This is a genomic window from Asaia krungthepensis NRIC 0535 (assembly GCF_025995175.1).
GTDB lineage: Bacteria > Pseudomonadota > Alphaproteobacteria > Acetobacterales > Acetobacteraceae > Asaia > Asaia krungthepensis.
The window spans coordinates 90,981-104,768 of the sequence record NZ_BAPV01000001.1 but is presented as its reverse complement, the minus strand read 5'-3'; the positions used below and the strand labels follow the sequence as shown (position 1 = coordinate 104,768).

General features: G+C 60.5%; 12 protein-coding genes. 3 read left to right on the top strand and 9 right to left on the bottom strand.

The window, feature by feature from the left end; translation table 11 throughout:
• Positions 1–40: 40 nt before the first annotated feature.
• From AA0535_RS00435 to glnK, 5 genes are all read right to left on the bottom strand, one after another.
• Positions 41–730: a transaldolase family protein gene (locus tag AA0535_RS00435; RefSeq protein ID WP_264813904.1), complete on the bottom strand. Its 690-nt coding sequence runs from the start codon at positions 728–730 to the stop codon at positions 41–43.
• A gap of 224 nt (positions 731–954) precedes the next feature.
• Positions 955–2,493, bottom strand: a complete 1,539-nt coding sequence (locus AA0535_RS00430) for a hypothetical protein (RefSeq protein WP_264813902.1) — start codon at positions 2,491–2,493, stop codon at positions 955–957.
• A gap of 406 nt (positions 2,494–2,899) precedes the next feature.
• The gene (locus tag AA0535_RS00425; protein ID WP_264813900.1) at positions 2,900–3,403 is read right to left on the bottom strand and encodes a hypothetical protein; all 504 of its coding nucleotides are present in this window, start codon (positions 3,401–3,403) and stop codon (positions 2,900–2,902) included.
• A gap of 32 nt (positions 3,404–3,435) precedes the next feature.
• Positions 3,436–4,776 (bottom strand): ammonium transporter, encoded by a 1,341-nt coding sequence (locus AA0535_RS00420; protein ID WP_127102952.1) that lies wholly within the window; start codon positions 4,774–4,776, stop codon positions 3,436–3,438.
• Positions 4,773–5,111, bottom strand: coding sequence for a P-II family nitrogen regulator (glnK, locus tag AA0535_RS00415; RefSeq protein WP_127102951.1), 339 nt, complete (start codon positions 5,109–5,111; stop codon positions 4,773–4,775). The genes AA0535_RS00420 and glnK overlap by 4 nt, the downstream gene beginning before the upstream one ends.
• Positions 5,112–5,290: 179 nt before the next feature.
• Here glnK and AA0535_RS00410 point away from each other — a divergent pair, with 179 nt between their 5' ends.
• Genes AA0535_RS00410 through AA0535_RS00400 form a run of 3 tightly spaced genes read left to right on the top strand, consistent with a single transcriptional unit; the run spans position 5,291 to position 8,102 of the window.
• A complete protein-coding gene (locus AA0535_RS00410; protein ID WP_264813898.1) occupies positions 5,291–6,505 on the top strand; it encodes a UbiH/UbiF/VisC/COQ6 family ubiquinone biosynthesis hydroxylase in 1,215 nt (404 codons plus the stop codon).
• The gene (gene cysE / locus AA0535_RS00405) at positions 6,502–7,317 is read left to right on the top strand and encodes a serine O-acetyltransferase (RefSeq protein WP_264813897.1); all 816 of its coding nucleotides are present in this window, start codon (positions 6,502–6,504) and stop codon (positions 7,315–7,317) included. Before AA0535_RS00410 ends, cysE begins: the two co-directional genes overlap by 4 nt.
• Positions 7,318–7,373: 56 nt before the next feature.
• Entirely contained in the window at positions 7,374–8,102 is a 729-nt protein-coding gene (locus AA0535_RS00400; protein WP_264813896.1) for a hypothetical protein, read from the top strand.
• A 27-nt stretch (positions 8,103–8,129) separates the two neighbouring features.
• Here AA0535_RS00400 and AA0535_RS00395 read toward each other — a convergent pair whose 3' ends face one another.
• The 4 genes from AA0535_RS00395 to ribH all read right to left on the bottom strand — a co-directional run bounded on the left by AA0535_RS00395 (position 8,130) and on the right by ribH (position 13,781).
• Positions 8,130–8,879 carry a TIGR00266 family protein gene (locus AA0535_RS00395; RefSeq protein ID WP_264813895.1) on the bottom strand — a complete coding sequence of 250 codons (750 nt, stop codon included), beginning with the start codon at positions 8,877–8,879 and terminating at the stop codon, positions 8,130–8,132.
• 141 nt (positions 8,880–9,020) lie between these two features.
• Positions 9,021–10,478 (bottom strand): carbohydrate porin, encoded by a 1,458-nt coding sequence (locus tag AA0535_RS00390; protein ID WP_264813894.1) that lies wholly within the window; start codon positions 10,476–10,478, stop codon positions 9,021–9,023.
• A gap of 118 nt (positions 10,479–10,596) precedes the next feature.
• Positions 10,597–13,191: an MMPL family transporter gene (locus tag AA0535_RS00385; protein WP_264813893.1), complete on the bottom strand. Its 2,595-nt coding sequence runs from the start codon at positions 13,189–13,191 to the stop codon at positions 10,597–10,599.
• Between the two features lie 116 nt (positions 13,192–13,307).
• Positions 13,308–13,781: a 6,7-dimethyl-8-ribityllumazine synthase gene (ribH, locus tag AA0535_RS00380; RefSeq protein ID WP_264813892.1), complete on the bottom strand. Its 474-nt coding sequence runs from the start codon at positions 13,779–13,781 to the stop codon at positions 13,308–13,310.
• Between the last annotated feature and the right edge of the window lie 7 nt (positions 13,782–13,788).

Below are 13,788 nucleotides of genomic sequence, written 5' to 3'. Positions count from 1 at the left end.
GAGCCACCATAATGGCGGCGTTGCTCAAGCCGGACGTCATTCAGAGCCCGGCCGCCGTTCTTTCGAAAACGGCTGCTGCGTCGATAGTCAGACTCTCGCTGAACAACTGTTCGGCCACAGCAGGGCTGAAGGTAAAGGTATCGCAGCCCATCGAGGCCAGAAGAGCCAGATCATCTGCTCGGCGCAGGCTCGCCACAAGCAGCCTGGTGGAGCGACCGCTGGCCACCAGAATCTGTTGCATGGTCCTCAGGATACCTGGTGCATCCTGTCCGCTATCGCCGATACGACCGAAATAAGGAGCCACATAATCTGCCCCGGCTGCGGCAGCCGTAAGGGCCTGATGCGCAGCATACACAGCGGTGAGCGTCGTCCGGACGCCATGCTTGTGCAGCACCGACACGGCCCTGATTCCCTTCTCGGTGATCGGCACCTTGACCACAAGGCGAGGGTCGAGCGCTGCCAGGGCCAGCCCTGACTCGACAAGCGCCTCCGTCTCGGTCCCCCAGCACTGCGCCTGTACCTCAGGCACGTCATAGTCGAGGATCTCGCTGATCAGTGGCGCAATATCGCCGATCGTACTGCGCAGTCCGGAGCGATCCAGGATTGTCGGATTGGTGGTCACGCCATGGAAAAGCCCGGTCGACAGCCATCGCTGCAGCGCCTCGCGATCGGCCGTATCGAGAAAAAGTCTCACCCCGGAACGCTCGCCTGGCACTATTCTGGACGTCATGATCTTATCTGCCTGTACAGTTTTCGCCATGAGAATGAGATCGTTCGTAGAGGATTGTCAGGACATATATCCGTGTGCGTTCACACATATGCGTCACCAGCCCCGCGGAAACTCACCCCAGAGTATGGTTGTGCGCCGACCCATGATCAGCGTCGACGCATACCATCGTTCTGCCAAGAGGTTTGGCGCGGTTTGGCTCTTTGCTGGACCTTCATACCGATCTGTCAGGCAACAAGTGCAGGGGCCTCCGACAACTCAGCCTGAACCGGTGTTTCCAGAACGGTCATGCGTGTCGCGGTGAACAGCCTTCCGTAGCAGGGCAAACCGATAGACATGATGCGGTGCTTTGCCTCATTGCGCATCTGGTAGTGCAAACGCACATTACCCTCCGAGCCAGAGATCCTGATCGGCGACATGAGCTGATAGTCATGGGCGTTGTCGTAAACGACGATCCTGTCCTTCACACGCTCGGCACCCTCCCTCGTATCGAAGGCGAGGATGAACTCACTGACCGGGCGCCGGCAGGAAAGATAGACATACCCGGCCAGAGCCGTGCTCTGTCTCTGGAGCGGAAACGAGCCCGTGGCGACCACGCTCAGTTCGTTCTCAGCACCGGCGAGTTCAAGCGAGAGTTCGAAGGGCACATGCGCCATTTCGGCAAGGAAAAACGGCGCATGAGTCGCAAGCGGGTCACCCGGCCCAGCGAGCAGTTGTTCATATTGCCGCGCAAGGTAGAGTGTGCGCCGGATTGAGGCAGAGCCCATCCATCCTGGAAGATCGCCCCAGTGCATGGCAATGCTGGTTTCCTCCAGCGGCGCAGCCTCCAGACCATCGAGCCCGTGCCGCAGCTGTGCCAGCATCGTCGAGCGAATGGCAGGCCCGCCCCGACAGGCATCGAGCAATGCACGCCCCGCCTCAGTACCGACCAGAATAGCCCCGGGATCGGTGATGCTGCGTTCGAACCACTTTGCACTGCACAGATAGGGAGGCAGCGCTGGCAGGGTGGACAGCAGCTCTTTCGGGCCTACGCGACCCAGACCGTCCCAGAACATGAAACAGAGATGGGTAAAACGGCCACTTCCGTGCTGCATGACAAAAGTCGAGAACAGCATTTCCTCAACGGCCATGTAATTGCGCGGATCATCCGGGTCCATGGCCAGCGCAGCCTGAAGAAGACGGATCTGCGGCTCAAAGGCCAGAATGATGTCCCAGTCTTCCCTGCTTGCCACGAACCCCTCGATCTGTGTGACCGTGCAGCGCTCGATCCGGCAGATATCGGCCAGACAACGTCGAAAACTTGCAGACTGGTTGAACCCGACCCATGCCCAACTGCCCTCATCTCTCTCGAAACCCGTCACCGGAATGTCATGGTCCGCCCGGTAATCTCGCCCGTGAGCTTCTGGAAAAATGCCTCCCGCGGCGAGACGGTTCAGAATGGCCTGTTTGTCGAGTGCACGGAAAAACAGCGCGTTCGAGGCCAGGGTGCAAAAATAGTCGAACGATCCGAGATGACGCGCTGCGTAGGCGTAAGACTCCAGATGGCCGAGCGCGATGCCCATTCCCCATTTTGATCTGTGTGTCTCGCCGTTGAAGATATGGACTCGACCGGCACTGCGTAGTGCCGGATCAGCCAATCGGCGGCCGGGGGCCAGATTGATGATCAGGGAACAGGATTCATCCGTATAGTGAAGGAAATTTTCGATGTAGAGTGCGAGGAAATCTTCTCCCTCGTTATAATTTGTGGCGAATACGAACCTACTCATGCCATTTCTCTCTGCGTTGAACATTTTTTATTATTATAGAGATAATAATTATCGATTCGACAATAATCTTACCGAAAATATAATGACAATTTGATCCTGGTGCAGCGCCTAATCGGGAGGCCTTACGGAACCCAGGTCACAATGACTCCATCTTCGAAACGGATCCTGGGGAGATCCGTGAGCTTTGCAGTGTTCGCAAAACGAACCCCCTGCTTGCATTCTGCCAAGGTCGAGGAGAGTCCGCCCGAAAGATCATTGCCCGTCAGGACACAGGGCTCTGTCATCCTTCCCGTGGCGACGCCCCGAGTGAGCGACGACTTGTTTTCCCGCCTATCAGGATGATCATGTCATAAAAAAAGGCCCGTTACCGGGCCTTTTCTCGAACAATAGCGTCAGGGTGAATTGATCACTTCAGCTTTGCGTTGCACTGCGAGTAATACCCGCCGCCTTTCTGGATCCATTTCAGATCCCCGTTGCCACCAGATTGCTGGTTGGCATGATACTGGTCGAGGCAGGTCTTCATACGTGCCTTGCCCGGCGAGAGCTTGGCATAGGCCGCAGAAACAGAGGTCGGGAAGACTACATTACCGGAAGCCGTGGTTGAGGGCTTTGAGGCGATCCCGGCACCGGGCGATGCAGGAGCTTCGGTGGTGACCTTCTTGTCGGTCGCGGCTTCCTTTTCCTGGGTGGGCATCGCCTGCTGCGCCGTGGCCGTCGACACGTCACCGCACTGCGCAGCCTTGAAATCCTTGTATTTCTGCCCGTTCAGCGTACCGGCCTTTTCGGCAGCCTGAAACTTCGCATGGCATTCCTTGGCCGACAGGGCCAGGGCGGAGGGGCTGGCGACAGCCACCCCACCGAGCAGAAGACCGGCCACCAAGACGCGGCCATGAGAGAGTTTCAGTGCCATGGGTATGTCCCCGAAGTGAAGAAGCTTGCGGATCAGTTGATCCGCTCGCCATGAAGAACCATGTCCAGACCTTCGAGTTCCTCGTCACGGGTGACACGCAGGCCGATTGTGAGGTCCACAACCTTCAGGATGATGAAGGTGAAGATCACGCACCAGACGATGGTCACGCCCACAGCTTCGGCCTGACGGACGAACTGCGCGAAGGAACCCACCACACCAGCCGGATTGGCATCGGTGGCGGAAAGCGGACCATAGGCGAACACGCCCGTCAGCAATGCGCCGACGATACCGCCCGTTCCATGCACGCCGAAAGCATCGAGGCTGTCGTCATAGCCAAGGCGCGGCTTGAGAATGGCAGAAGCCCAGAAACACACAACACCCGCCACGAGGCCGATGATCAGAGCCGGACCCGCCAGCACGAAACCAGCAGCAGGTGTAATGGCCACGAGACCGGCCACGGCACCGGAGATGATGCCGAGTGCGGTCGGCTTGCGCGAATGGATCCACTCCGCAACCATCCAGGCCATGGCACCGCCTGCCGTTGCAACCTGCGTGGTCAGCATGGCCATGCCTGCACGGCCATTGGCACCGCCAGCCGAACCTGCATTGAAACCGAACCAGCCAACCCAGAGCAGCGAGGCACCAATGATGGCGTAGGTCAGGTTGAAGGGCGAGAAATCCTCATGCCCGAGACCACGACGCTTGCCGAGAACGAGAGCGGCCACCAGACCGGCCACACCGGAATTGATATGAACGACCGTACCACCGGCGAAATCGACGGCACCAATACCGGCCACCCAGCCGAGAGGGCTCCAGACCCAATGCGCGATCGGCGCATAGACGAGAATGGACCACAACACCGTGAAAGCACAGAGCGCCGAGAACTTCATACGCTCGGCAAAGCTGCCTGCAATCAGAGCCGGGGTGATGATGGCGAAGGTCATCTGGAACATGACCCAGACGCTCTCGGGAATGGTCATCGCCACGGGATTGGCGGAGTTCGCCCCCATGACGAAGGCCTGATCGGCCCCCTTGCTGATATGCTCGGCCACGCCGTTCAGCATGAAGCGCGACATGTCGCCAATCCAGGGCGTGCCCGTGCCAAAGGCCAGGCTGTAGCCGACAACCATCCAGACGATGCTGGCAATACAGCAGATCGCGACAGACTGGATCAGCGTTGCCAGCACGTTCTTCTTGCGCACCATGCCCGCGTAGAACAGGCCGACGCCGGGAATGGTCATCAGCAGGACAAGCGCCGTGCTGACCAGCATCCAGGCAGTATCGCCTGTGTCGATGGCCGGAGGGGCTGCGAGGGCGGGAAGAGGCATCAATGCGACGGTGAGGGGTGCGATCGCCTTGAGGATACGGCTCATATGGCGGTTTCTCCCGTTTCGCCGGTGCGGATGCGGATGACAGTATCGAGCGGCGAGACAAAAATCTTGCCGTCGCCAATCTTGCCGGTGCGGGCGGCATTCAGGATCGCATCGACCACTTCATCGACGATATCGTCAGTAACGGCGATCTCGATCTTGACCTTCGGCAAGAAACTGACCTGATATTCCGCGCCTCGATAAATCTCCGTCTGACCTTTCTGACGACCGAAACCCTTGATCTCGGTAACCGTTAGGCCCTGTACCCCCAATGGGGTCAGGGCTTCGCGAACGTCATCCAGTTTGAACGGCTTGATAATCGCCGTAATGAGCTTCATTACATTCCTCCGCACCGCAAGAGGCCCCTGTTTCTACAAACAGTCCTGCCAGTTCTCGTAAGACCAAATCGTGCCAGTTTCATAACGAGATTGGCAAGAGCCTAGAGAGCTCCATTTCCCATTTCCTGCGGCTGCATTAAAAAAGCCACGGTCACAAGAGCTGTGGAGAAGAAAGCCCCATGAACCAGGTCGATATCTGCATCAACGGCGCGGGTCCTGTCGGGGCGACTCTGGCCTGTCGTCTCGCGGCATCGGGGCTTCGGGTTCTGCTCATCGACCGCGCTCCCCTGCCCGGCATGGAGCATCCATCGCTTGACGGACGCGCCTATGCCATCACCGAGGGCTCGCGCCGCATGCTCGACGCGGCGGGAATATGGCAGCACCTGCCCGCTCCTTCGCAGCCCATCAAGAGCATCGCCGTCAGCGATGGCCGACCGGGCGAGCCCGCCTCCCCCCATGGGCTGCGTTTCGGTCCTGAGGACGCGCCGGTCGAAAACGGTGCAGCAACCCCGTTTGGCTGGATGATCGAGGCACGCGATCTGCGGGCGGCGCTCAACCGGGCTCTGACCGCCCATGAGGGGCCGCTCACACTCGCTGCGCCGGAAACCGGAGAATTCATCTTCCATGACACCCATGCCGAGGTGACGCTGAGCTCAGGCGCTGTCTATCGGGCGTCTCTCGTGATTGCGGCAGAGGGTCGACAGAGCCCGCTGCGCCAGCAGGCCGGAATCATGGTCACGAAGCTGCCCTATAACCAGTGCGGCCTGATCAGCATCATCCATCATGAACGCCCTCATGACGGCCGGGCGCTCGAACACTTTCTGCCCCAGGGGCCATTTGCGCGCCTCCCCCTGCCTGCCAGCAGCGACCATCCGCATCGTTCGGCCATTGTCTGGGCCGAGGCTACCCGCAGGGCGGAACGCTTCTATGCGCTGGACGACACAGCATTCGCCCGTGCCATCATGGAGCGTCTGGGAGATGATGTGGGGGCTTGCGTGCCTGTCGGGAGACGCTGGATCTATCCTCTTTCGGCGCAATACGCCCAGCGCTACACGGCGACACGCCTCGCCCTCGCCGGTGATTCAGCCCACGGACTGCATCCTATCGCGGGCCAGGGACTCAATGTCGGGTTCAAGGATATCATTGCCCTGACCGATCTGCTGGAAACGCGCTTCAAGCAAGGCGGTGATCTTGGCGCCAGCGATCTTCTGGCCCGCTACCAGCGTCGTGTCCGACCGGGCAACATGGCCATGATGGCCGCCTGCGACGGGCTGGAGCGTCTTTTCGGCAATGACAACCCGATTTTGCGCTTCGGGCGCGATCTGGGTCTGGAGGCCATGAGTCGCCTTCCCGGTCTGAAGCGCGCCTTCGTGAAGAAGGCCATGGGACTATGAGCGCCCCTTCGGACCAGCCCTCGCCCGATCTCGAGGCCATCTGGCAGGAAATGCTCAAACAGAGCGATGTCTGTTGCGATGTGCTGATTCAGGGCGTTTTCGCGACAGGGATCAGCGATCACCGCAATTTTCAGGGTGCGCTGGCAGCCTTGCTGGGTACGAAACTGGCGGATCGCGCGCTCTCCGCCCCCGTGCTTTCGGCCCTCGTCACGTCGGCGCTCATCGAGCAGCCCGAAATTGCAGCCGCCGCCGCAGAAGACATGATCGCCATTTGCGAGCGCGATGCCGCCTGCCCGGATTACGTGACCCCATTCCTCTTCTTCAAGGGCTATCACGCCGTACAGGCCTACCGGATTGCGCACTGGCTATGGCGTCATGATCGACAGCATCTGGCCCGCCATCTCCAGAGCCTTGTGAGCGAGCGCTTCGGTCTGGATATTCACCCTGCAGCCCAGCTTGGACGTCGCCTCGTCTTCGATCACGGCGCAGGCATCGTCATTGGCGAAACATGCATCATCGAAGATGACGTTTCGCTGCTTCAGGGTGTCACGCTCGGCGGTACGGGTAAGGAAACCGGTAATCGTCATCCCAAGGTGCGACGCGGCGTCCTGGTTGGGGCAGGCGCCATCGTCCTGGGCAATATCGAACTCGGCGAGGGGGCCAAGGTCGGGGCAGGGTCGGTCGTTCTCGAAAGCGTGCCACCCTATACCACGGTGGTCGGTAATCCGGCCCGTCGGATTGGCACGCGCCACACCTCCATGCCAGCTCTGGGTATGGATCAGCGTCTGCCTCCCGTGGATTACGTGATCTGACATCGGGGCCTCCAGGAGTGCCTCCGGCAACAACGCCCTCGCGAGTGAGGACGCTGTTGCCTTGGCTGCGCCATGGGACGCTCGCTCTGGCTGGGCTGGTCGCCACCTATATAGGTGTCCTGGCTTATCCTGAACCGGCGTTCGCCTATCGGATGCAGTATCGGCAATTCGCCCTCTGGTCGGATCGCCCTATCGACAGCGCTGTCACCGTCGTTCTGGACGACGCGATCCGGCGCTTGCAGACATCGAGCCTCTACACGCCACAGCAGCGCTTCCGCGTCTTTTTCTGCAACGCGCGCTGGCGGTTACAGCTCTATGGGCTGTTTCACCCAAGCGTCGGGGGCATCGTGATCGCGCCGCTCACATCCAATATCTATCTTCGTGAGTCGGATATCCCTCATGACAGGATCATTCCTCCCCATGCCGGACCGATGGCAGATGCGAAGGAACGCCCGCTCGCCTATTACATTGCCCATGAGGCGACGCATGTGATGCAAGGCCGCAGCTTCGGACGCTTCTTTGCCCTGACCCGCCCCACATGGCTCAATGAGGGATATGCCGATCTCATCGGCAAGGGTGGTGACTTCGATATGCGGGACAATCTCGCGCGATTCCAGGCGCATGATCCCTCAATGGATGTGCGACGGAGCAGACTCTATCGACTTTATCATCTGGAAGTCGCCTGGATGCTCGGCCATGACGCTGTTCCTCTCGGAGTGCTCTACGCGCATCCTCCGGCCGAAAAAAAGCTCCTCGCCAGATTGCGCGAGGCGCGACTGCCCTGAAACAGGGCGTATCGCGCGGCGTCGGGATCAGTCGAACGCCTTGCGCACCAGGGAGCCGAGCAGAGTGCCTTCGGCTGCGCCTGTCGCTTCCGTCATCCCGAGATAGGGGCTGAGCGCTCCGGCGAGATTGGACAAGGTGAGTGTCTGCAGCCAGATGCGTCCCGGCCCGGTCAAACGGGCCAGAAACACGCCATCGCCGCCGAAGATCTTGTTGCGTATGCCGGGCAGGGTCGTGATGTCGAACTGCACGCTTTCCTCGAACATGCCCACATGGCCGGGATGCACATCGATCTGCTCCCCGGGTGCCAGATCATGCGTGACGATCTCGCCACCCATCTCCGCCCAGAACCGGCCATATCCGGAGAGACGTTGCAGGATGAACCCCTCGCCACCGAATAATCCCGCACCGAGTTTGCGCTGGAAGGCCATGTCGAGACGTACCCCCTCGGTCCCGGCAATGAAGCCATGACGATGCACAAGATAGGCGCGCGATCCGTCAAGCGCATGCTCGGTGATGTGTCCGGGTATCTTGGCGGCGAAGGCCACGATCCCGGGAGCCCCCTCGGCCCGATACTCGGTCATGAATAGTCCACCTCCGGCGATCATGCGTGAGACCGAGCCCAGAAATCCGCTCTTCCCCGCACCCGAGGTGCTGGTGGTGAGCGTGACATGAGGGCTCTTCCACGACAATTCGCCGGTTTCCGCGGTCAGGCGTTCGCCCGGTTGGAGGGCAATACGCAATACGGGAAAGAGCGACCCGTCAATCTGGGCTTCCATGCGGCATCCTCCTGAAACATTGAGACATGAATCATGGCATGAGAGCGTCCCGGCATTCACGCATAAAGACGCAGGCTTGCCGGATCGTCATGTTTCTGCCGTGCATCGGCCCTGGCCGCGATACGCAAGGGGAAACGGGTTTCAGAGAAACTCTACGTGGGTCTTGAAGCCGAGCAGGACGGCATCCTTGAGGTTGCCCTGCCCGTTGGGTCTGACGAAAAGCTCGACCATCGGCTGCATCAAGACCCCGCGCCATGCGTGCCAGCCATAATTCGCCTCCATGACGATGGCATGGCGCTGTATGCCGGTGGCACGATAGGGCAGCACCGCATCGCGTGCTCTGAGCAGTTCCTCGGTGCGCTGCACACCCGGCGAGATCGCCGTATAGCTGAAAGCGACGGCGATCGTGTCCTCGGGGCGCGACTTCCAGGTGCCACGGCTGATCAGACCGCCATAGACCTGCCAGTTCCGAAGCGACACACGCTTGTCGTTGTAGAGAAAGCCCCAGAGCGCGGTCAGGCCGGAATCCGTATCCTGCCCTGCCGCGTCCTTGCGATAGGTCAGGAATTTCTGATCCATCATCACCCAGGTGTTGTAACTGGCGCGATGCTGGCGCTGGTTCAGCCCGGTCAGGGCATAAGGCTGGCCATACTGATCTTGATGGATGTCCGAGAGGGGCGTGGTGGTCAGGGCGGCGCCCACGCGGTAATGGCCCGGCAAATGCCCGCGCATCCTGGGCTCCCAGCCGAGCTCGAGTGGCAAACGCACGCCATTGATCGACGCGCCGTCGAATTTGAAGCCGCTCCGGTTCATCGTGTAGGAGAACATACCCTCTTCGGTCACGTAGAGCCCGAGCTGGATATAGGATTGCGGCAAAGGTCTGCCGCGCACCCTGATTCCCCAGTTCCCCGCCGGGAAAGTCGAAGCATAGCCGGTATCGGCCGCTGCACGGGGACGACCGCAGATTGCATTGATCTGGAATGTGCAGAAGAGGGGGCTTGCGGCAAAATCGGACAGCTCGGCCATGCGCCCGGCTGCAATGGAGAGTTTGCCGCCATAGAGCGTCTCCTCGCCATAGGCCATGACGAGATGGACCACCACATTGCCGCCTCCCCCATAAATCTCGGAGGAATGATTGAGCCAGTCGCCGAACATGCGATTGGCGGGTGTACCATAGCGTCCGGTCACGACCATATGGGTCGCAAACCCCTTGATCCCGGCAATACGCTCCCAATCCACGTTGAGCGAGAGCGCATATTGCCCGGCATTGCTCGAGCCCTGTCTGTAATCGCCGACATGCTTTGTCGGCGCCGTGACCGCCGCCGCATATTCGTTGATATTGTCGAAGAGCAGCCCGATCCCCCGGCGACGCAACCAGTCCGTCAGACCGAACGGGTTGTAGAAAACGGCCTTGGGTTGACCGAATGCAGGCACGCTGGTCGGCTGCAAGGGTCGGTCAGGAAAGGGATCGTTGATCTGGTAACTCGGCTCCGAGCCGGTTTCCTCATCCTCGTCATCGGCCGCCCAGACGGGCAACGGCCCTGAAAGCCCCGCCAGACAGGCAACGGCGAGGCTCCAGCGAAAGAACTGACTCGGCACGATCGGGACGAACTCACAGATACGTTATCGCTCGTCCCTAACACCGGAAAACCGTGTCTGACCAGTCCGATTTTACGCATCCCTGCTCCGCGCATTGCGAAGCGGGATGCGGAAGAGATCACTCCGCGTCGATCTTGCGCTTGGGCAGCAAAGCCGGAATGAAGGTCAGCGTGGCGAGCAAGGTGCAGGCCAGCGACATCAGCAGCAGACGGCCCATACTGGCCGTGCCGGGATGCTCTGACGCTGCAAGCGAGCCGAAAGCCGTGCCAGTGGTCAGCGCAGAAAACAGCACGGCGCGCGCGGTGGGCGAGGTAAGCGGGCTCTTGATCCCCGCCCGCCAATTCATGACGAAATAGATGTTGAACGACACCCCCACGCCCAGAAGCAGCGGCAACGCGATGATATTCGCGAAATTCAGCGTCTCGGGCACGGTGACGATGAGGATTACGGTCAGCAATGCGGAGAGCAGGAGCGGGGCCAGAACCAGCACCATGTCCAGCAGGCGACGCAAAGCCACGAACAGGATGATGGCGATCATCACGAGAGCCGAAATCGCCGCTGTAGAGAAGGCATGCACCATCGTATGCGCGCTCTCCACCACTTCGAGCGCCGTGCCTGCCGTATTCTTGTCGACGGTGAGCATGTCGTTCAGGAAGTGGTACAGCACCTTGCTGTCCGACATACGCCCCTTAGGCAGGATCTTGAGGAGCGCGCGCCCGTCAGGGGCCACATAATCACGAGCGATATCCTGCGGAATGCTCTCGATGGTGACCGGCGTGGGCTGAAGCACATCGACGAGCTGGGCAAGCTGCTCCGGCAGGAAGCGCGTCAGTGCCGTATTGGCGGCCAGGATCTGGGCGTCGGGTGCCTTAGCAAGTTCAGCAAGCGAGTGCTGGATGCTGCGCAGCGGCGAGTCAGGGGCAGTCTTGTCAAGCACGGCGCCCAGCTTGCTCGCGGCAGAAGCCGCGCTGGCACGCAGCGCATTAGCATCGGGCGCGGGCTGAACCTCCTGCCCGACCAGCGTAGGCAGCAGGATAGAGGCCGTATCCTGGATCATGGCCAGTTTTTCGGTCTGGTTCTCCGGCACGAACATGCCCAGCCACATGACTGACGACACGCTCGGCAGGGCCTCGAACTGCCTGGCGCGCTCTGCCGCGATCTTCAGATTGGGAACCACTACCTCACCGTCATAAGGCGAAGCGCGCGGGTCCTGTTCCAGAAGATGGATGGCCCGCATGCCTTCGGTGTCCGGGTTCTTGGTATGCAGCGGGTCCGCATCGAAGCTGAGGCGCGGAATGAGCGCGAGGCCCGTCACGGCCAGAATGCCGAAAAAGGCCAGAACCGGCTTGCGGTAGCGCCGCAGGAAGTGATCTGCCGGAGCAAGTCGCGTGAAGCCCGGCATGCCACGGCTCAGGCGCGCACGGAAAAGATGCAGCAGTGCCGGCAGAAGCGTCATGGTGCACAAAAAGGCAATGATCATGCCGATACCGGCAATCAGACCAAGCTGCGCCACACCGACGAAATTGGTCGGGACAAAGGCCAGGAACCCGGCGGCTGTAGCCAAAGCAGCAACCAGGATCTGATGCCCTGTCTCACGCCCTGTCTCGGCCAAGGCATCGGCCGGTGTCATTGCGGCGCCCGATACCTGACGCTGCCCTCTGAAACGCACGGAGAACTGGATGGCAAAATCGACGGCAATACCCACGAACAGTACAGCAAAAGCCACCGAGATCAGATTGAGCTTGCCCACGGCAATAGCCGCGAACCCCGTTGTGAGCAGCAGGCCGATCACGAGCGTGATCAGGATCGGCACGATGACCCGCATGGAACGGACCGCCAGAACCAGCCAGGCAGCCACAAGCACGAGCGAGGTCAGCAGCCCAAAGCCCATGCCATGGGCAACGGTCGAGAACTCTTCATCGCTCAGCTGGACCGGGCCGGTGATCATGGCGATGGCATTGCCGCTTTTCACGAAAGGCAGGGAATCGATGGCCTTGCGCATGGCGGCGCTCGCCTCGCCCCCCGGCTGAAGGGACCCGAAATCCTGATGCGGCTGGGTCATCACGAACTGATAGCGCCCGGCCATATCGCCCAGCGGTCCGGCCAGCAGATTCTGCCAGGAAAGGTCCCTGGGGTGATTACCCGCTGCATCCTGCAGGGCGGTGGCGAAGCCCCTGAGTTCCGGATCGAAGCTCGCAGGAATGTCCTCACCTGCCGAGAGCCCTTCACCCAGCAGACCGAGCGCCGTGAAAATACCGCGCGACGACGGATCGGCGGAGAGCGTGCCAAGGAAAGGCTGGGCTGCCACGATAGAGTCGAGCAGTGACCCCAGGACGGGCTTGTCGAGATAAAGCAGGCCGTGATTCTGGAGGAACGGGGAGTCGTCGGGCAGACGCACAGTGCGGAAATTCTTGTGATCCGCCTTCAGGATTCTGGCCAGCTCGCGCGCCGTGGCGCGGCCCTGTTCCGGCATGTCCGCCTTGATGATGGCGACCATCAGATCGTCATTCTGCGGGAAAAGCTGGCTCAGCTCTGCATTGCGTTTCTTCCAGGGCAGGCTGGAGGCGAACATCTCATCGGTATCGGTGGTGACGCCAAGACGTTGGGCGGTGAGATACAGGCTTCCGGCTGTCAGAAGCGTGAATAGCGTCAGAACAACAAGGGCGCGCCTTGTGCAGAACGCGACGATCGATCCGATGAGATTTGCGAGCATTGACGTTTGTTAAACCCTGCCACGGAGAGACGCCAAAGCGCCATGGTCCGGGCAGGTTTAGAGCATTGTCCCCTGATTGGGAAACCGCCCCTGTCACAGGGCTGTCACGAAATGACTCAGCTGCGGGTGTTGCGCAGGAAAGCGAGCGTCTCCACACAGGCAGCCGAGGCCTCGCGCCCCTTGTTATGCACGTCCTTGCGCGACCGCGCCTGGGCCTGCTCATCGGTATAAGTGGTCAGGATTCCGAAGCAGATCGGTGTTTCGGTGGCGAGCTGCGCCTGCATGATGCCAATCGTCGCGCCAAGGCTGATGAACTCGAAATGCGCCGTGTCACCCTTGATCACGCAGCCAAGGCAGATAACCCCTTCATAGGTGCCTGTCTTGGCCAGAGCCTGCGCCATGAGAGGCAGTTCGAAGGCGCCCGGCGCGTCAAACACGTCGACATCGCGAATGCCGTGTTCTTCCAGCCATTCGAGTGCACCATCGCGCAGACCATGAGTGACATCCGTGTTGAAACGGCTGACCAGAAGGGCGAGCTTGGGCGTCGGCACCAGTGTGAGATCGGGGGCGACGGGAATGGATTTGCTCATGGGGCTT